A 17,679-nucleotide genomic window follows, 5' to 3' on the forward strand; every position below is an offset into this window, starting at 1 on the left:
GGCACCGGTGCGGCCCGGACCCCGAGGGCCGGAGTCGTCAGACCGTCCTGTCGGCCAACGCCGAGAGCAGGGTGCGTAGTTCGCCGAGGGGGCCGGGGGCGAGCCGCAAGGACGTCAGTCGTGCCCGCGCTTCGGCGAGGTGGCGTCGGGCCTCGTGTTCGGCCCGGGTGCGTCCCCCCGCCCGCTCGATCAGGGCCGCCGCGCGACGGACGCCGTCACCGTCGAGGGCGCCCGGGGTGGTGAGGAGCTCGGCGAGTTCGCCGCCTCCGGGCGTCGCGTCGAGGGCGGCCAGAACCGGCAGGGTCTTCTTCCCCTGGCGCAGATCGCCGTGGACCGGCTTGCCGGTGCTTTCCGGGTCGCCCCAGACGCCCAGCACGTCGTCGGCGATCTGGAACGCGACGCCCAAGTGGCGCCCTGTTCCGTCGAGTTCGGCCACGGTACGGTCCGCGGCGCCGGCCAGCCGCGCACCGAGCGCGAGCGCGCAGCCGAGCAGCGCACCCGTCTTGCGCTCGGCCATCGTCACGTACTCCTCCGCACAGACCGCCTCCGGGCCGGTCCAGGGGCGCTCCGCGAACAGAAGGTCGTCGGCCTGGCCGCCGACCAGGTCACCGAGGGCGGTGGTCAACTGCCGTACGGCGCCACCCGCGTGGGGTGTGTCGGCGAGGGTCTCCACACCCAGCGCGAACAGCGCGTCGCCCGCGAGCACGGCGGGGCCGGTGCCGTACGCCTTCCACAGGGCGGGGCGGCCACGGCGCAGCGCGTCGCCGTCCATGATGTCGTCGTGGAGCAGCGAGAAGGTGTGGACGAGCTCCACCGCCACGGCTCCCGGAACGCCCGCGTGCCCGGGACCCGAGACCGCTTCCGCGCCGAGCACCGCCAGCGCCTGCCGGATCCCCTTGCCACGGCTGGGACCGGCGCCGTCGGGCTCGCGGAGGCCCAGCGCGTAGCGGGCCATCTCCGCGACCCAGGGATGCAGACCGTCGATCGCTTCCGTCAGGGCGGGGGCGGTGAGGTCGCGGCAGCGACGCAGGATGTTCCCGGCGTCGAGCGGCGCGGTACCGGTGCGGTTCGCCGTCGCGGCCGGTGTCACGGTCGCCGCCGTCAGCCGGCGCAGGGCGGTGGGGGTCATCGTGCGGCCTCCGCTCCGGCGCGGGTCGACGTCAACCCGAGTTCCGTGCGGGCCCGTTCGACCATCTGCCGGGCGTGCCGCAGACCGATGCCGTCCAGGAGGTCGGCCAACTCGGCCAGTTCGGCGGCGGTTTCCTCACCGGCCCGCCCCAGACGCGCCAGGGACTTGGCCAGGCCGAGCCGGGACAGCGCACGTCCGCGTGGCTCGCTCATCTCCTCGAACTCGGCGAGCGCCTGGGTGTAGACGTCGCGGGCCTCGGCGTAACGCCCCGCTCGATAGAGGACGTTGCCGCGCATCTTGTGGTTGTAGGCGAGTGCGCCGGAGAGCTTCATGGCACGGCAGGACGCTTCCGCCTCGGTCAGCAGGTCCAGGGCGCGCTCCGTGTCGCCGTCGCGCACGGAGACGATGTCCGCGAGGCCGCGCAGCGCCCAGGCGTGTCCGCGCCGGTCCTCGGCGCCGGCGGCTATCCCGGCCGCCTCCTCGAAGAGGGCGTACGCGGTGTCGTACCCGCCGGTGTTGCGGTGGATCTGGGCGATGCCCTCCAGGGCCCACACGGTGTGGCGGGCCTCGCCGCGCTTGCGGGCCTCGGCCAGGAGCTGTTCGTGGAGGGTGGTCACCGCCTCGTAGTCGCCCTGGATGCGGCCGGTCTCGGCCATGCCGGCCAGGGAGTAGCCGCGCACCACGATGTCCCCGGACCGCCCGCCCAGTTCGGCGGCGAGCCGCAGCAGCCGCCATGCCAGCGGGAACGCGCCGCGCTGCCGGGCCAGCGTTCCGCCGCTCCACAGTGCCCACGCCATGGCGGCACCGTCACCCGCCTCACGCGCGGTGCGGTAACTCGCCTTCCACGCGCGGTCCGCGTCAGCCACCTGCCCGAGTCTGCGGTGCGCCTCGGCGACCGCGAGCCCCGACCGGGCGGCCTCGGTCCGTTCCCCCGCCCGCTCGGCGGCGCGCAGTTGCTCGGTCCCCGCCGCGAGGACGTCGGTCAGCGAGGAGTTCACGGACAGGGTGGTCAGAGCGCCCTGGTACTCCGGGGCGAAGGCCTTGCCGTACATGAATGCCTTTCCGTCTGCCACCGTCCGGCCGCAGGCGGTGCGGCCCGGTGGTGTGCTGTAGCTGGCTGTCGTGAGGCACTGACACAGGGAGGCGGCGATCCACGCGACGTATACACGGCATGTATACGCAAGGTGTATAGTTCGCCCGGTTTTCGCGCGTGAATTCCCGCTCGATGGTGGTCGCGGTGTCAGCCGCCCGTTGCCGATCAAGACGGCGAACGGGTTCGCGGGGTTGCCTCCCGACCCGAATCACGTTGCGGCGGAGTCCGAACGGGCCGCAGGATGACCGCGGTCCACCTCCTCGCGACGGAAAGCAGGCACGGATGTCCGCAGGCCCGATGCACGCCGACGAGGCGCGGATCGACGGTCCGCTCGTACGGCGACTGGTGGCCGGGCAGTTCCCCCGGTGGGCCCGACTGCCGCTCAGGCGCGTCGAGTCGGCCGGAACCGTCAACGCCCTCTACCGGCTCGGCGCCGACCTGGCCGTCCGGCTTCCCCGGGTGCCGGGCGGTGCCGAGGACGTGACCAGGGAGGCCACCTGGCTGCCGCGGCTCGCTCCGCTCCTCCCCGTCCCCGTACCGGAGATCCTCGGTCTCGGCGCTCCCGCCGAGGGGTACCCCTGGCAGTGGACCGTGCTGCGGTGGATCGACGGCGAACTGCCCGTTCCCGACGCCCTGTCCGACGCGCGGGGCCTGGCCACCGACCTCGGCGCCTTCGTCGCCGCGCTGCGCCGGGCCGGTCTTGCGGACGGTCCGCGCGCCTACCGCGGCGACCCCCTGAAGACCGTGGACGCCGAGACGCGCTCGGCGATCGAGGAGTTGCGCGGCGCGATCGACACCAGGGAGGCGACGGCGGCCTGGGAGGACGCGCTCGCGGCGCCGGCGTGGACGGGGCCGCCCGTCTGGCTCCACTCGGACCTGATGCCGATGAACCTCCTGACCCGGGCGGGCCGTCTCGCCGCCGTCATCGACTTCGGCACGCTCGGCACCGGCGATCCCGCCTGCGACCTCATCCCGGCCTGGAACCTTCTGCCCCCGGGGGCACGGACCGTCTTCCGGGACACGGCGGGCGCCGATGACGCCATGTGGGCGCGGGGCCGCGGCTGGGCGCTGTCCATGGCCCTGATCCAACTGCCGTACTACCGCACGACGAACCCGGTGATGGCCGACAACGCCGAGCATGTGATCCGCGCCGTACTGGCGGAGCGCCGGGCAGGCTAGCGGACACCGTGCGGCTCCCCCCTCAGTCCACCAGCGCCTGCGTTCCGAGGACGCCGAGGAGGGCGACGCGTTCGGCGTCCTCCGTGCCGGGCTCCGCCGTGTAGACCATGATCCGCAGGTCGTTGCCCGCGACGCCGAGCACGTCGCAGTCCAGCGTCACCGCCCCCACCCGTGGATGGTCGACGGTCTTGCGCGCGGCCTCGTGGTGGGCGACGGCTCCCGAGTCCCACAGTTCCGCGAACCGGTCACTGGCCGCCCGCAGATCGGCGATCAGCCGGCGCAGGCGCTGGTCGGCCGGATAGCGGCTCGCCGTCACGCGCAGGTCGGCCGCGAGCGTCGCCTCGAAGGTCCGCCGCTCCTCCGGCGTGTGGCGTACGCGGCTGCCGGGGCCGGCGAAGTTGCGCCAGACGCCGTTGCGTTCGTTACCGCGCCACCCCGAGGGGTCGCCCAGCAGGGCGGCGTGGAGCGGGTTGGCCAGCAGCAGGTTCCACGCCGCGTCGTACACCGCGACGGGCGTCCCCGTCAGCCGGTCCAGCAGCCGGTGGACGCCCGGTGTGATGTGCGTGGGCACCATGCCCCGGCCCGGCGGCACGAGCCCCGCCACCTGGAAGAGGTGCTCACGTTCCGCGGCGGACACCCGCAGCGCCCGCCCGAGTGCTTCGACGACCTGCTCCGAGGGGTTGGCGGCCCGGCCCTGTTCCAGCCGGGTGATGTAGTCGACCGAGATCCCCGCGAGGAGGGCCAGCTCCTCGCGGCGCAGGCCCGCCGCGCGCCGGTGGCCGCCGCCCGGCAGCCCCGCCGCCTCCGGGGAGACCCGGTCGCGCCAGAGCCGTACCGTCCGCCCGAACTCCGTGCTCGCCATGCCCTCAACTGTGCACCCCGGCACGTGCGGGTGCCTGGTACCGACAGTCCCAGGAAGACCGGACGCCTGGTTGTCCGCACCGCGCCGACCGATTCTGGACCCATGACCACCACACTGATCACCGGAGCGAACAAGGGTCTCGGCTTCGAGACCGCCCGTCGGCTCGTCGCGGCGGGCCACACCGTCTACGTCGGCAGCCGCGACCCCGAGCGGGGGCGCCGTGCCGCCGAGGAACTCGGGGCACGTGCCCTCGTCATCGACATCACCGACGACGCGTCCGTCGCGGCCGCGGCGAAGACCGTCGAGGCCGCGGGCGGCCTGGACGTCCTGGTCAACAACGCCGGTGTCGAGGGGCGCGGCGCGGGCAACAGCGTGATCGGCGCCGCCGACACCACCGCGGACACGATGCACGAGCTGTTCGAGACGAACGTCTTCGGGCTCGTCCGCGCCACCCACGCCTTCCTCCCGCTCCTCCAGCGGTCCGCCGCCCCGGTCGTGGTGAACGTCAGCAGCGGCCTGGCCTCGCTGACCGGGATGAGCGACGCCGGCTCGCCGGGCCACTTCTACCCGGGCATCGCGTACCCGGCGTCCAAGACGACCGTCAACATGATCACCGTGCAGTACGCGAAGGCGTTCCCGGACATCCGGATCAACGCGGTGGAGCCCGGCTTCACGGCCACCGACCTGAACGGCAACACCGGGGTCCAGACCGTGGAGCAGGGCGCCGAGATCATCGTGCGCATGGCGAGCGTCGGCCCGGACGGGCCGACCGGTGGCTACTTCGACGCGCAGGGTCCGATCCCCTGGTGACCGTGTAGGTCCGGCGGACCCGCGCGGACACCCGCACCACCGGGCTCCGCGGCGGCCGCCGATCGCACGTGATCCACGCGCCGTCGCGGCCGGCACGGCAGGGTGTCGGTCTCGCCATGGAACACACATTCGAATACGGGGGTACGCTGGCCGTATGGCCATGCACCTCCAGGGCTCGCTCTTCGACCAGACGGACGAGCTCCACCTGGGTCCGCTGAACGGGACGCGCCGCACCGCACTGGGTGCCGGCGCCTGGATCGACCTGCTGCCCGGCTGGCTCGGCGGCGCGGACGAACTGTTCGCCCGGCTCTGCGCCGAGGTGCCGTGGCGGGCCGAACGCCGCCAGATGTACGAGCAGGTGGTCGACGTACCCCGGCTGCTCTCGTACTACGGCGTGGGCGACGCCCTGCCGCACCCGGTCCTCGGCGAGGCACGGGAGGCGCTGTCCGCCCACTACGCGGAGGAACTCGGCGAGCCCTTCACCACGGCAGGGCTCTGCTACTACCGGGACGGCCGCGACAGCGTGGCCTGGCACGGGGACCGGATCGGCCGGGGCGCCCGCGAGGACACGATGGTCGCCATCCTCTCCGTGGGCGCGCCCCGCGACCTGCTGCTGCGCCCCCGGGGCGGCGGCGAGACCGTGCGGCGGCCGCTCGGCCACGGCGACCTCATCGTGATGGGCGGTTCCTGCCAGCGCACCTGGGAGCACGCGATCCCCAAGTCGGCACGTGCGGCGGGGCCCCGGATCAGCGTCCAGTTCCGGCCCACCGGGGTGAACTGACCGGCGCCGCCCCGCACGGGTCGCCCGGCTCAGGGAGCGAGCTGGGCCTGCACCGCCGGCGCGTACCGGTCGACGATGTCGTCGACGCCGGTGGCGCGCAGATGCGTACCCCGCGCGATGCCGTACATCACGCCGAGGCCGAGCAGGGTGCTCAAGGCGAGTTCGGCGCGCAGGCCCGCGCCCGGTCCGCTCAGCCGCTCGGCGAGACGCTCGCTGACCTGGGTACGGAAGTTGGCGCGCAGTATGTCCCCCTGCTCCCCGTGGAGCGGGGCGAAGACGATCCGCAGGACGGGGTCGGCGCCCCGCTGCGTCTGGCCTTCGAGGAGGTGCCGGACCATGTGCCGGCCCAGTTCCTCCAGCGGGGCGTCGAGCAGGGCGTCGGCGTCGGACTCGAAGGACATGACGCGGGCGAACAGCGCGTCCTTGTTGCCGAAGTACTTCAGGACCAGCGGCGCGCTCACGCCGGCCCGGTCGGCGACCGCCTTGAGCGTGATGTCCGCGTGGGCGTGCCGGGCGAGGAGATGGCGGGCCGCCCGCAGGATGGCCGCCTTGCTGGCCTCGGCGTCGCGGCGGGGCGCCACGGGGGCACTGTCCGCCTCCGCGGCCGGTGCCACGGCGGCCGGCTGGTCGCCGGGCCCCGGGGCGGTCGCGGACGCGGTGAGACCGGTGGGGGGCGTGGTCACGGTGCTCAGGCTCCTTCGAGGGCCTCGTCGCGGGACGCGCCGGTACGGCTGCCGGTGCGCGGGGTCACACGCGAGGTGGGGTCGCCGGGTATCGACAGGGCGGCCGCGCAGGCCACCAGTGCGACCGTACCCGCCATGACGAAGGCCAGCAGATAGCCGTGCAGCGTCGGTATCGGGGCGCCGGCGACGAGGCTCGTGTGGTGGACCAGCACCGCGGCCACCGCGGCGCTGCACACCGCCTGCCCGATCGTGCGCATCAGGACGTTGACGCCGTTGGCGGACGCGGTCTGGCCCGCGGGAACCGCGCGCAGGATGAGGGTCGGCAGAGCGGAGTACGCGAACGTGGTGCCGATGGCGCAGACCGTGGCGCCGATGATGATCATCCACAGGTCGCGGCTGTCCAGGATCCGTATCGCGTAGCCGGAGGCGATGATCGCGGTGCCGATGGCCAGCGTGACGCGCGGGCCGCGGGCCGCCGAGATGCGCGCCGAGACGGGCGAGAGGAAGAGCATGGTGACTCCGCCGGGCAGCAGGCACAGGCCGGTCGCCACGATGGACAGCCCGAGTCCGTAGCCGGTGGCCTCGGGCGCCTGCACGAGCTGGGCCGTGACGAGCGAGTTGCCGTAGAAGGCGAAGCCGGTCAGCAGGGCGGCGATGTGCGGCAGGGCGACACGCGGACGGGCGGCCAGCCTCAGGTCGACGAGAGGGCTCACGGCGCGCAGTTGCTGCCGCACCCACCCGGTGAGGACCACGGCGGAGGCGGCGAACAGACCGAGGACGCTCGGACTGCTCCAGCCCCAGGTGCCGCCCTGCGACACGGCGAGGAGCAGGCACACCAGCCCGGCGGCCAGACCCAGCGCACCCGGCGTGTCGAAACGCCCGGGCTCGCGCACCGGGGACTCGCGCACCGCCCACCAGGCGAGTGTGAGCCCGACGACGCCGAGGGCGGTCGTGGCCCAGAACATCACGTGCCAGTTCGCGTACTGGACGAGCAGGGCGGCGAGGGGGAGACCGAGTGCGGCCCCGATGCCCACCGTGGAGCTCATCAGGGCGACGGCGGAGCCGGTGCGCTCGGGCGGCAGTTCGTCACGCAGGATGCTGATGGACAGCGGCACCACGGCCGCCGCGGCGCCTTGAAGGGCCCTCGCCACGATCAGGATGCTGATGTCCGAGGTGAGCGCGCACATGAGCGAGCCGACCGTCATCAGCCCGAGGGCCATCAACAGGACGCGCCGCTTGCCGTACATGTCGCCGGCGCGACCGAGGACGGGCGTCAGTACCGCTCCGGAGAGGAGGGTCGCGGTGACCATCCAGGAGACCGCGCCCGCGGACGCGCCGGTGAGCCGGGGAAGGTCGGGCAGCAACGGGACGACCACCGTCTGCATGACGGCCATGAGGATCCCGCCGAACGCGAGGACGGGAATCGCGAGCCGCTCGCGCAGGGCCGCCATGAACACTCCAGGAGTAGGCACGAAGAAAGAGGTGAATGGCCATTCACCTTACCGGTGAATGGCCATTCACCCCAAGCGGGCCTTTCTCCGCCGCGGCGTCAGGAGGGCCTTTCCCCACATGGGCGACCCTCTTGCCCGCCGCTAGCGGTGCGAGCGGGCCTGCACGCTCCTGGCCACCTTGGGTCCGAGCCAGCGCTTGAAGCGGCGCAGCGCCTCCAGCCGTCCGGCCGCACGGTCGATCCGGTAGTAGAGCTGCGGCGGAACGTACGGCAGGAGCGGCGAGTGCCGCTGGCCGAGCAGCGCGAACATCTGGGCCGGCGGCAGACGGATGTAGCGCGGCAGGCTCTCGTACCACTGGGCACTGTGCCGGGCGGCGCTCTGCACCGGCAGCAGTTCCGCCCTGCGCTCACACCCGTACGCGTCGAGGGCGGTCTCCAGGTCCGTGTGCTCCCCCAGCGCGCGGGCCAGCGAGATGGCGTCCTCCAGGGCGAGGGTGGTGCCCGCGCCGATGGAGTAGTGGGTGGTGTGGGCGGCGTCGCCGAGCAGGACGAGGTTGCCGCGGTGCCAGGTGCGGTTCGTCAGGGTCCGGAAGGTGAGCCACTGGGCGGCGCCGTCCGGCTGCGCCCGGCCGATCAGCCCGTGGCCGTCGAGCAGGTCGACGAAGAGCTTCTCCAGGAGGGCGAGACCGTCGCTCTCGCTCGCCGTGTCGAGCCCGAGGCCGGTCCAGGTCTCCGGGGAGCACTCGACGACGAGCGTGCTCCGGTCGTCGCCGAACCGGTAGGCGTAGCACCACACCCAGCCGTGGTCCGTCTCCACGAAGGAGAAGGTGAAGGAGTCGAAGACCCGGGCGGTGCCGAGCCAGACGTAGTAGTTGCGCCCGACGGCGGTCTCCGTGCCGAAGTGGTCGGCATGGCGCTCGCGCAGGGCGCTGTTGACACCGTCCCCCGCGACGACGAGGTCGGCGTCGGGCAGCTCGTCGGGCGTGATCTCCCGTTCGTACTCGACACGCACGCCGAGCGCCCGGGCGCGCTCGGCGAGCAGGTCGAGCATCCGGCGGCGGCCGATGCCGAATCCCTCGTCCCCGGGGTGCACGGTCGTACGGTCGCCGACGTGGGCGACTCCGTCGTTCCAGCACACCGAGTTCTCGCGGACGGCGAGGGCGGACACGGGGTCGCCCTCGCGCAGCTTGTCGAGCAGGCCCGCCCAGTAGGTCACGCCCCAGCCGTACGTGGATCCGGCCGGGTTCCGCTCATGGACGGTGATGTCATGGGACGGATCCTGGAGCTTCATCAGGATCGAGAAGTACAGACTTGCGGGTCCGCCACCGACGCACGCGATCTTCACGCGCACTCCCCTATGTTGCACAAAGCGGTCAATTGATCACGAAGAGTAGCAGGGCTCGGCACCTCGGGAGTTCACGCCAGTTCACGGGCGTGATCACCGCCACTCGGCGCGGACCGCCACAGCAAGATCATCGGCAACAGGCCTCCGTGCCGCAGGATTTGCTTCGGCGGCGCCTCGCGGCCACGCCGGACAGCAAGATCATCTTCGTTCAATCTTGCACGACATGTACATGAATGTCTGGATCGCAGCCAACCGACATTCGGCGATTTCTCCCGCTGTTTGACGATCCGATAGGCATATCGGGTCAGCAACTCAGCCGATTCCAGGAGGAGTCCGTATGCCAGAACTCACCCGACGCCGCGTTCTCGGATCAGCCGCCGCACTCGCCACGGCCGCCGGCGCCCAGGCCCTCACCGCCCCCTCGGCGTCCGCGTCAGCCGCAAGGCCGACAGCCGACGAGCACCACCACGGCGGCCCGGAGGCCTTCGACGAGGTCTTCCGGGGACGCCGCATAGAAGGCCGACCGGTCACCGGGGGCGGCCACCACCACGGCGGCGGATACGCCGTGTTCATCGACGGTGTGGAACTGCATGTGATGAGCAACGCCGACGGGAGCTGGATCAGCGTCGTCAGCCACTACGACCCCGTGCCCACCCCGCGTGCCGCCGCCCGCGCCGCCGTCGTCGAGCTGCAGGGGGCACCCCTCGTGCCCTTCGCCGCCAACTGAACCACCCGGCAAGCAGATCGTGGAGTTCCGCACATGACCGTACGCAAGAACCAGGCGAGCCTGACCACGGACGAGAAGCGTCGTTTCGTCGACGCTCTGGTCCAGCTCAAGCGCAGTGGCCGGTACGACGCCTTCGTCACGACCCACAACGCCTTCATCCTCGGCGACACCGACAACGGCGAGCGCACGGGCCACCGTTCACCGTCGTTCCTGCCCTGGCACCGCAGATTCCTTCTGGAGTTCGAGCGGGCCCTTCAGTCCGTGGACGCCTCGGTGACGCTGCCCTACTGGGACTGGACCGCCGACCGCACCGCGCGCTCCTCGCTGTGGGCGCCCGACTTCCTCGGCGGCACCGGGCGCAGCCTCGACGGCCGGGTGACGGACGGCCCGTTCGCCGCCTCGGCGGGCAACTGGCCGGTCAGCGTGCGCGTCGACACCCGGACCTATCTGCGCAGGTCCCTGGGTGCCGGAGTGCGTGAACTGCCCACCCGCGCCGAGGTCGAGTCCGTACTGTCGATGGCGACGTACGACATGGCGCCCTGGAACAGCGCCTCGGACGGCTTCCGCAATCACCTGGAGGGGTGGCGGGGCGTCAATCTGCACAACCGGGTGCACGTCTGGGTGGGCGGGCAGATGGGGACCGGAGTCTCCCCGAACGACCCGGTGTTCTGGCTCCACCACGCCTACATTGACAAGTTGTGGGCGCAGTGGCAGCGCCGGCACCCGGGCTCCGGCTATCTGCCGGTCGGGGGCACACCGAACGTCGTCGACCTGGACGAGACGATGAAGCCGTGGAACGACGTGCGGCCCTCGGACCTGCTGGACCACGCGGCCTTCTACACGTTCGACACGGACTGACCCCGGGCCGTCAGGCGTTGCTGGACGCCTCGGCGCGGCACTCGGGGTGACCCCAGCCCTGGCCGTTCTTCGCGATGGTCTCGCCCGCCGCGTACGAACGCCCGCAGACGCAGCGGCCCGGGAACTTCGCCTTGAGGGTGCGGGCCGGCGCGCCCTGCCGGGGCGTCTTGGCGGCGGTCCTGCGGCGGGCCGGCGCGGAGGAGGCGGGGGTGTCGGGCGACGCCGGCGGCTCCGCGGACCCGAGGTCGCTTCCCGCGGGCTGCTGCGCGACGGCGGCCTGGCTGGCTGCGCGGTCGGCGAAGTCGTTCAGCCGGTCGCCGTCGACCTGGTGGGCGGGGACGTAGCGGAACTCCACGCTGCGGCCGGTGAGGAGTTCGTCGATGCGGGCGACGAGTTCCTGGTTGGCGACGGGCTTGCCCGCAGCCGTCTTCCAGCCCTTGCGCTTCCACCCGGGCAGCCAGGTCGTGACGGCCTTCATCGCGTACTGGGAGTCCATTCGGATCTCCAGCGGGACATCGGGCGCGATCGCCGTCAACAGGCGTTCCAGCGCCGTCAGTTCGGCGACGTTGTTGGTGGCCGTGCCGAGTGGGCCCGCCTCCCAGCGGGTCGGGGTCTCGTCCCCGTCGGCGACGACCCAGGCCCATGCGGCAGGTCCCGGGTTTCCCTTCGAGGCCCCGTCACAGGCGGCCACAACACGTTCAGGCATGGCCCCGATCATGCCACGCCCGGACGGTGCGCCCGCGCACGGGGAGCGGGCTCACGGCAGCACCGCGTGGCCCGCGCCGGCCAGCAGCCGCAGGCCGAGCGGGGTGGCCCTGTGCAGCACGTACTTCCCGTCGCGGTGACTGGCCACGAGCCCCCCGTCGCGCAGGACACCGATCTGGTAGCTGACGCTGGGCATCGCGATCCCCACGGCCTGGGCCACGTCGGAGGTGGTGCGGGAGCCGCCGAGGGCGACCTCCGTCAGGACGGCGGTCCGGGTGCGGCCCAGCAGGCGTTCGACGCCGCCCTCCGCGTTCCGCGCGACGGTCAGCGGGGCCTTCTCCACCGGGTAGACCAGCACCGGATCGAGGCCGGGGTCGGCCAGCGCCGTCGGGCGGCGCCAGCAGAAGAACGAGGGGACGAGAAGCAGTCCGCGCCCCTCCAGGTACAGGTCGCGTTCGGTGGGATAGTCCACTTCGAGGACCGGGGCCCGCCAGCGGGCCATCGGACGCAGCCCCTCCAGCAGCGCCTGTGTGCCGCCGTCCAGGACGGTCCGGGAGCGCAGCTCGACATCGTTGCCGACCGCTGTGCGGATGTGCGGCCAGTACGGTTCGACGAGCGTCCGGAAGTAGGCGGAGAGCGCCGCGGCGAGGGACGTGAGGGTGTCGCCGCCGGGGCGCCCGAGCGAGGTCGTCCAGGACGGCAGCGGACGGGAGTCGGCCAGCCGGGTCAGGTCCCGGGTCAGCCGGTGGCGGGGGGTCCTGCGCAACGCGTCGAGACCGGCCGGCAGTCCCCCGCCGGTGACCGGCGGGGTCAGGAAGTCCGGGATGTATCCGGCCGCCGGGATCAGGGTCCGTAAGGGGCGCAGCGCACGGCCCGCGAGAGCGTCCGTGGCGAGGCGGTCGCGGGCCGCGCGCCGCCAGTGCCCGAAGTCCAGCGGTCCCTGCCCGGTCTCCAGCCGGCAGACGCTGCAGACCAGTTCCCACAGGGGATCCGGCTGCCGGGCGACGCGCACGTTCTGCAGGTCCTGCGAGGTGAAGTGGATGCGCAGCATGCGGTCTCTTTCGCTCGCCGTCCTGGTGGGGGGTCCGGCCACCCGGGGGCGGCACGGTCACAAGGAGGGACGATTACCGCATGCGTGTGGTTGCCCACGCGCGCCAAGGCGTCAGGACACGTCCGTCATCCCGGGCATCTCACCCTGGGTCGTGGACATGTCGATCACGGAGAACGACGCGCCCTGCGGGTCGCTGATCGCCGCGAACCGGCCGAACGGGCTGTCCATGGGACCGAACCGCAGGACACCGCCGCGCGCGGTCGCCCGGGCCACCGCCTCGTCGCAGTTGTCGACGCCGAAGTACACGTTGACGTACGGCGGCACCTCGGGCGGGAAGTCGTCCGTCATCGTCATCCGGCCGAGGACGGGGTTCCCGTCGAGGCTGAAGACCCGGAAGTCGACGTTGTCGTCCTCGACCTGCTGGGCGGCGAAGGGGAAGACCGCGGGGAAGAACGGGTCCGACTTGCCGGGGTCGCGGGTGAAGACCTCGGCCCAGGCGTACGCGCCGGGCTCACCGATCTTCTCGAAGCCCTCGTGCACGCCCGCCTGCCAGACACCGAACGCGGCACCGCTGGGGTCACGGGCCAGCGTCATGGTGCCGAAGTCACCGACCTGCATCGGCTCCATGAGCACCTCGCCGCCGTTGGCCTTGATCTTCTCGGCGGTCGCGGCCGCGTCCGGGGAGGCGAGGTACAGGCACCAGGCGGACTGGCCCTCCTGCCCGGGCATCGGCGGCACGACGGCGGCCACCGCCTTGCCGTCGGAGAAGGCCTGCGTGTAATTGCCGTACTCCGAGGACGCCTCGCCGAACGTCCAGCCGAGCACGTCACCGTAGAAACTCTTGGCCCCCTCGACATCGCTGAACATCGCGTCCGCCCAGCAGGGCGTTCCTTCAGGCTGTACGGCCATGACCAGTACCTTCTCCGGTTCGGTGGACGGTTCCGTTGTTCACGCTAGCCAGGCTTCGCCCGGGTCGCGCGCCGAGCGGCGGTCGCTGCACGAGACTGGACGGAGGGGCGGTCGAGGTCGTCGACGGGACGGGGTGCGCGATGATGCGGGCGTGGGAAGTGGCCCGGCCGGGGCCGGTCGAGGGCGAGCCGCTGCGGCTGGTGGAGAAGCCGGTGCCGGTGCCGGGGCCGGGCGAACTCCTGGTGCGGGTGAGTGCCTGCGGGGTGTGCCGCACCGATCTGCACATCGCCGAGGGCGACCTGCCCGTGCACCGACCCGGCGTGACACCGGGCCACGAGGTCGTCGGCGTGGTGGCGGGAACGGGTCCCGGGGCCCGCGGCTTCGCGCCCGGCGACCGGGTGGGCGTCGCCTGGCTGCGGCGCACGGACGGCACCTGCGCGTACTGCGTCCGCGGCGCCGAGAACCTCTGCCCGGCGTCCGAGTACACCGGCTGGGACGTCGACGGCGGCTACGCGGAGTACACGACGGTGCCGGCCGACTTCGCCCACCGGCTGCCCGAAGGCGTCGACGGCGTGGCCCTGGCTCCGCTGTTGTGCGCGGGCATCATCGGGTACCGGGCGCTGCGCAGGGCCGCGCTGCCGCCGGGTGGCCGGCTCGGGCTGTACGGCTTCGGAGGCAGCGCCCACCTCTGCGCGCAGCTCGCGCTCGCCGAGGGTGCCAACGTGCACGTCCTGACGCGGGATCCCGCGGCGCGACGGCTGGCGCTCGCGCTGGGCGCGGCGTCGGCGGGCGGCGCGTACGACGAGCCGCCCGAGCGCCTCGACAGCGCGATCCTCTTCGCACCGGCCGGTGACCTGGTGCCGGTCGCGCTGCGGGCGCTGGACCGGGGCGGTGTCCTGTCCGTGGCGGGCATCCACCTGAGCGACGTGCCGCCGCTGCGCTACGAGAGCGAACTCTTCTACGAGAAGGAGCTGCGCAGCGTCACCTCCAACACGCGGGCGGACGGCCGCGCGTTCCTCTCGCTCGCCGCGCGGCACGGTGTGCGGGCGACGACGCACGTCTATCCGCTGTCGCGTGCCCCGGAGGCGCTGCGGGACCTGAAGGCGGGCCGCTTCGACGGCGCGGCGGTGCTGGTGAACGACACCGCGCCGCCCGGCTGAGCGTGCGGGCGTCCCGCCGTCGGGCGTGGATGGAGCCGGAGTGTGGTGCGGCGGAGGTGCGATGGCGGGCCTGGACGGTGAGGGCACGGCGCGGGCCGCGGTGCCGTCCGACGCCATGGACGACGCCGTCGACTCGATCGGCACCACGCTGGACGAACGCACGACCTGCGAGGAGCTCGCCGCGAGCTGGTCGACGCGGTCCTCGGAAAGCTCGACGCCCGGCACGGAGGACGAGGTGGCCGTCCTCGCGGCCCGCACCCGCGCCCGCCGGCACCGGCACCGGCACCGGCACCGGGCTGAACCTCGCCCGCGGTCCGCGCCGGCAGCACCCGTACAGCGGCGGTACGGGTCCGGGCGCGGGACCCGGTCGCGGGTGTACCGGATGGCCGGTCTGGGGAGAGAGCGCTTGCTCCTTGACCCGGCCACTGGAGGGGACCACCGCCGATGGCGTCGTCCGACAAACCGCTCGACCACCGCTACCGGGACGAGCACCCGATCCGCACCCTCGCCTATCTGTTCCGGGCCGACCGCGCCCGGCTCGCGGCGGCGTTCCTCGTCTTCACCGTCAAACACAGCCCGCTGTGGCTGCTGCCGCTGATCACCGCGACCATCATCGACACCGTCGTCCAGCACGGGCAGGTGACCCGGATCTGGGCGAGCGCCGGGGGCATCCTGTTCATCCTGCTGGTCAACATCCCGATGCATCTGCTGTACGTGCGGCTGCTCTACGGCAGCGTGCGCCGCATGGGCACGGACCTGCGCTCGGCGCTGTGCACCCGGATGCAGCAGCTGTCGATCGGCTACCACTCGCGGGTCAGCGCGGGCGTCCTCCAGGCCAAGGTGATCCGCGACGTGGAGACCGTGGAACAGATGGTGCAGCAGACCGCCGAGACAGGACTCGGCGCGCTCACCGTGCTCACGGGCGGTCTCGTCGTCATCGCCGTGCGCACACCCGAGTTCGTGCCCGTCTTCCTGTGCGTGGTGCCGGTCGCCGCCCTGCTGGTGGCCCGGCTGCGGACGCGACTGCGCACTCAGAACGAGCACTTCCGGCACGAGGTCGAGCATCTGTCCTCGCGGGTCACGGAGATGACCCGGCTGATACCCGTCACCCGGGCCCACGGTCTGGAGGGGAAGGCGCTGCGCCGCGTGGACGGCACCCTGCGTCAGGTGCTCAGTTCCGGTCTGCGCCTCGACCTGCTCAACGGCCGGTTCGCGTCGCTGGCCTGGGTGTTCCTGAACGCCGTCGGCGTCCTCTTCCTGACGGGCGCGGCGCTGGTGTCGTACTACGGGTACTGGAGTGTCACGCCCGGCGACGTGGTGATGCTGAGCGCCTTCCTGACCACGCTCACCACCTCCACGACGACCCTCGCGGGGCTGGCGCCGGTCATCACCAAGGGCCTGGAGTCGGTGCGTTCGGTCGGCGAGGTGCTCCAGGCTCCCGAACTGGAGGACAACGAGGGCAAGTCGGAGGTCGTCTCGGTACGCGGCGCGGTGGCTTTCGAGGGGGTGGGCCACACCTATTCGGAGGGGCCGGGTCACGGTCACGAGGAAGGGCGTCCCGCCGTACGGGACTTCACCCTCACGGTCGCTCCCGGGGAGACCGTCGCGCTGGTGGGCGCCTCGGGGGCGGGCTAGTCGACGGTGCTCAACCTGGTCATCGGGTTCATCCGTCCCACCTCGGGCCGGCTGCTGCTCGACGGCACCGACATGGCCGGCCTGGATCTGCGGACCTACCGGCGGTTCGTGTCGGTCGTGCCGCAGGAGTCGATCCTCTTCGACGGCACGGTCCGCGAGAACGTCGCCTACGGCATGGACGACGCCGGCGACGACGCGGTGCGCGCGGCTCTGCGGGACGCCAACGCGCTGGAGTTCACGGACCGGCTGCCGCAGGGCCTCGACACCCTGGTGGGCGAGCACGGCGCCCGGTTGTCCGGGGGACAGCGGCAGCGGCTGGCCATCGCGCGGGCGCTGATCCGTGATCCCCGGGTCCTCATCCTCGACGAGGCGACCTCCGCCCTCGACACCCGCTCCGAGGCGCTCGTCCAGCAGGCGCTGGCACGGCTGCTACGGGGCCGCACCACGTTCGTCGTGGCGCACCGCCTGTCCACCGTCCAGGGCGCCGACCGCATCGTGGTGATGGACGACGGGGCGATCCAGGAGGTCGGCTCCCACGAGGAGCTGATCCGGCGGGGCGGCGCGTACACGGCGCTGCACTCGGGACAGCTCGCGTGACCCTCACCGGGGGCGCCGTCCACCGGCGCCCCCGGTCGGGTCCGCCGCGGCTGCAGCTCGGCCGCGGGCCGCGGTCACTCCCCCGCGTACGCCTTCTCCAGGGCCGCCATGTCCAGCTTCGACATCTGGAGCATCGCCCGGGTCGTGCGGGCGGCCTTCTGCGGGTCCGGGTCGGCGATGAGGTCGATGAGCCGGGCGGGGACGACCTGCCAGGACAGGCCGTACTTGTCCTTGACCCAGCCGCAGGGGCCCGCCTCGCCGCCGTCGCCGACGAACCTGTTCCAGTAGTGGTCGACCTCCTGCTGGTCGGCGCAGTGGATCTGGAAGGAGATCGCCTCGTCGAACGTGAACTGGGGCCCGCCGTTGATCGCGACGAACTTCTGGCCGTTGGCCACGAACTCGGCGGCCAGGACGGAACCCGCGGGACCCGGCCCCGCCTCGGTGTAGCGGCCGATCCTGCCGAGTTCGGAGTTCTTGAAGACCGAGACGTAGTAGTGGGCGGCCTCCTCGGCCTGGCCGTCGAACCACAGACTCGTGGTGAAACCGTCGGCGGGCATGCGTACCTCCTCGGGCGGAAAACGTCGTCACTACTGTCGACCGATCCTCGTCCGAAAACTCATCTGCCGCGCGGCCACGCATTCACCCGGGCTACGCGCGGCCGGCCCGCCGCCACCGTCGGGCGATGCCGTCATCGGGCTCCCGACG

General features: G+C 72.5%; 16 protein-coding genes and 1 pseudogene. 7 read left to right on the forward strand and 10 right to left on the reverse strand.

The window, feature by feature from the left end; translation table 11 throughout:
- Positions 1 to 37: 37 nt before the first annotated feature.
- Entirely contained in the window at positions 38 to 1,129 is a 1,092-nt protein-coding gene (locus tag ACIRQH_RS15765) for a polyprenyl synthetase family protein (RefSeq protein WP_388872703.1), read from the reverse strand.
- A complete protein-coding gene (locus tag ACIRQH_RS15770) occupies positions 1,126 to 2,181 on the reverse strand; it encodes a tetratricopeptide repeat protein (protein ID WP_358820311.1) in 1,056 nt (351 codons plus the stop codon). The genes ACIRQH_RS15765 and ACIRQH_RS15770 overlap by 4 nt, the downstream gene beginning before the upstream one ends.
- A gap of 323 nt (positions 2,182 to 2,504) precedes the next feature.
- Here ACIRQH_RS15770 and ACIRQH_RS15775 point away from each other — a divergent pair, with 323 nt between their 5' ends.
- Positions 2,505 to 3,401, forward strand: coding sequence for an aminoglycoside phosphotransferase family protein (locus ACIRQH_RS15775; protein ID WP_388872706.1), 897 nt, complete (start codon positions 2,505 to 2,507; stop codon positions 3,399 to 3,401).
- A 22-nt stretch (positions 3,402 to 3,423) separates the two neighbouring features.
- On the opposite strand, the gene ACIRQH_RS15780 is transcribed toward ACIRQH_RS15775, so the two are convergent.
- Positions 3,424 to 4,263, reverse strand: coding sequence for a helix-turn-helix transcriptional regulator (locus tag ACIRQH_RS15780; RefSeq protein WP_388872709.1), 840 nt, complete (start codon positions 4,261 to 4,263; stop codon positions 3,424 to 3,426).
- A gap of 102 nt (positions 4,264 to 4,365) precedes the next feature.
- Here ACIRQH_RS15780 and ACIRQH_RS15785 point away from each other — a divergent pair, with 102 nt between their 5' ends.
- Both ACIRQH_RS15785 and ACIRQH_RS15790 read left to right on the forward strand, forming a co-directional pair.
- Positions 4,366 to 5,073, forward strand: a complete 708-nt coding sequence (locus ACIRQH_RS15785; RefSeq protein WP_404226212.1) for an SDR family NAD(P)-dependent oxidoreductase — start codon at positions 4,366 to 4,368, stop codon at positions 5,071 to 5,073.
- 154 nt (positions 5,074 to 5,227) lie between these two features.
- Positions 5,228 to 5,854 (forward strand): alpha-ketoglutarate-dependent dioxygenase AlkB, encoded by a 627-nt coding sequence (locus ACIRQH_RS15790; RefSeq protein WP_358820307.1) that lies wholly within the window; start codon positions 5,228 to 5,230, stop codon positions 5,852 to 5,854.
- Between the two features lie 29 nt (positions 5,855 to 5,883).
- Here ACIRQH_RS15790 and ACIRQH_RS15795 read toward each other — a convergent pair whose 3' ends face one another.
- From ACIRQH_RS15795 to ACIRQH_RS15805, 3 genes are all read right to left on the reverse strand, one after another.
- Positions 5,884 to 6,468 (reverse strand): TetR family transcriptional regulator, encoded by a 585-nt coding sequence (locus ACIRQH_RS15795; protein WP_388873073.1) that lies wholly within the window; start codon positions 6,466 to 6,468, stop codon positions 5,884 to 5,886.
- A 74-nt stretch (positions 6,469 to 6,542) separates the two neighbouring features.
- Complete coding sequence (locus ACIRQH_RS15800) at positions 6,543 to 7,988, reverse strand: MFS transporter (RefSeq protein WP_388873076.1); 1,446 nt, start codon at positions 7,986 to 7,988, stop codon at positions 6,543 to 6,545.
- Positions 7,989 to 8,129: 141 nt separating this feature from the next.
- Entirely contained in the window at positions 8,130 to 9,332 is a 1,203-nt protein-coding gene (locus ACIRQH_RS15805) for an FAD-dependent monooxygenase (protein WP_388872715.1), read from the reverse strand.
- Positions 9,333 to 9,669: 337 nt separating this feature from the next.
- Between ACIRQH_RS15805 and ACIRQH_RS15810 the strand changes: the two genes are divergently transcribed.
- Positions 9,670 to 10,059 (forward strand): tyrosinase cofactor, encoded by a 390-nt coding sequence (locus ACIRQH_RS15810; protein WP_404226216.1) that lies wholly within the window; start codon positions 9,670 to 9,672, stop codon positions 10,057 to 10,059.
- Between the two features lie 33 nt (positions 10,060 to 10,092).
- On the forward strand, positions 10,093 to 10,917 hold the full coding sequence (locus tag ACIRQH_RS15815) for a tyrosinase family protein (protein ID WP_388872721.1): 825 nt from the start codon (positions 10,093 to 10,095) through the stop codon (positions 10,915 to 10,917).
- 10 nt (positions 10,918 to 10,927) lie between these two features.
- Here ACIRQH_RS15815 and ACIRQH_RS15820 read toward each other — a convergent pair whose 3' ends face one another.
- The 3 genes from ACIRQH_RS15820 to ACIRQH_RS15830 form a co-directional block, all read right to left on the reverse strand.
- Entirely contained in the window at positions 10,928 to 11,635 is a 708-nt protein-coding gene (locus tag ACIRQH_RS15820; RefSeq protein WP_358820303.1) for a ribonuclease H, read from the reverse strand.
- Between the two features lie 39 nt (positions 11,636 to 11,674).
- Positions 11,675 to 12,673 carry an ArsR/SmtB family transcription factor gene (locus tag ACIRQH_RS15825; RefSeq protein WP_388872724.1) on the reverse strand — a complete coding sequence of 333 codons (999 nt, stop codon included), beginning with the start codon at positions 12,671 to 12,673 and terminating at the stop codon, positions 11,675 to 11,677.
- A gap of 111 nt (positions 12,674 to 12,784) precedes the next feature.
- Positions 12,785 to 13,582, reverse strand: coding sequence for a VOC family protein (locus ACIRQH_RS15830; protein ID WP_358820301.1), 798 nt, complete (start codon positions 13,580 to 13,582; stop codon positions 12,785 to 12,787).
- Between the two features lie 143 nt (positions 13,583 to 13,725).
- Here ACIRQH_RS15830 and ACIRQH_RS15835 point away from each other — a divergent pair, with 143 nt between their 5' ends.
- Positions 13,726 to 14,742 (forward strand): zinc-binding alcohol dehydrogenase family protein, encoded by a 1,017-nt coding sequence (locus tag ACIRQH_RS15835; RefSeq protein WP_388873079.1) that lies wholly within the window; start codon positions 13,726 to 13,728, stop codon positions 14,740 to 14,742.
- A gap of 444 nt (positions 14,743 to 15,186) precedes the next feature.
- Positions 15,187 to 16,974 (forward strand): annotated as a pseudogene (locus ACIRQH_RS15840) (ABC transporter ATP-binding protein).
- Positions 16,975 to 17,048: 74 nt separating this feature from the next.
- Here the strand turns inward: ACIRQH_RS15840 and ACIRQH_RS15845 are convergent.
- Entirely contained in the window at positions 17,049 to 17,531 is a 483-nt protein-coding gene (locus tag ACIRQH_RS15845; protein WP_358820298.1) for a VOC family protein, read from the reverse strand.
- Positions 17,532 to 17,679 lie beyond the last annotated feature (148 nt).

The sequence above is a fragment of the Streptomyces sp. NPDC102279 genome (assembly GCF_044766365.1).
Taxonomy (GTDB): domain Bacteria; phylum Actinomycetota; class Actinomycetes; order Streptomycetales; family Streptomycetaceae; genus Streptomyces.

Bases quoted from the DNA above. Each gene is read 5' to 3' on its own strand.
- ACIRQH_RS15800 (WP_388873076.1), bottom strand. From the start codon at position 7,988: ATGGCGGCCCTGCGCGAGCGGCTCGCGATTCCCGTCCTCGCGTTCGGC.
- ACIRQH_RS15820 (WP_358820303.1), bottom strand. From the start codon at position 11,635: ATGATCGGGGCCATGCCTGAACGTGTTGTGGCCGCCTGTGACGGGGCC.
- ACIRQH_RS15835 (WP_388873079.1), top strand. From the start codon at position 13,726: ATGCGGGCGTGGGAAGTGGCCCGGCCGGGGCCGGTCGAGGGCGAGCCG.
- ACIRQH_RS15775 (WP_388872706.1), top strand. From the start codon at position 2,505: ATGTCCGCAGGCCCGATGCACGCCGACGAGGCGCGGATCGACGGTCCG.
- ACIRQH_RS15770 (WP_358820311.1), bottom strand. From the start codon at position 2,181: ATGTACGGCAAGGCCTTCGCCCCGGAGTACCAGGGCGCTCTGACCACC.
- ACIRQH_RS15765 (WP_388872703.1), bottom strand. From the start codon at position 1,129: ATGACCCCCACCGCCCTGCGCCGGCTGACGGCGGCGACCGTGACACCG.
- ACIRQH_RS15790 (WP_358820307.1), top strand. From the start codon at position 5,228: ATGGCCATGCACCTCCAGGGCTCGCTCTTCGACCAGACGGACGAGCTC.
- ACIRQH_RS15830 (WP_358820301.1), bottom strand. From the start codon at position 13,582: ATGGCCGTACAGCCTGAAGGAACGCCCTGCTGGGCGGACGCGATGTTC.
- ACIRQH_RS15780 (WP_388872709.1), bottom strand. From the start codon at position 4,263: ATGGCGAGCACGGAGTTCGGGCGGACGGTACGGCTCTGGCGCGACCGG.
- ACIRQH_RS15810 (WP_404226216.1), top strand. From the start codon at position 9,670: ATGCCAGAACTCACCCGACGCCGCGTTCTCGGATCAGCCGCCGCACTC.
- ACIRQH_RS15825 (WP_388872724.1), bottom strand. From the start codon at position 12,673: ATGCTGCGCATCCACTTCACCTCGCAGGACCTGCAGAACGTGCGCGTC.
- ACIRQH_RS15845 (WP_358820298.1), bottom strand. From the start codon at position 17,531: ATGCCCGCCGACGGTTTCACCACGAGTCTGTGGTTCGACGGCCAGGCC.
- ACIRQH_RS15815 (WP_388872721.1), top strand. From the start codon at position 10,093: ATGACCGTACGCAAGAACCAGGCGAGCCTGACCACGGACGAGAAGCGT.
- ACIRQH_RS15785 (WP_404226212.1), top strand. From the start codon at position 4,366: ATGACCACCACACTGATCACCGGAGCGAACAAGGGTCTCGGCTTCGAG.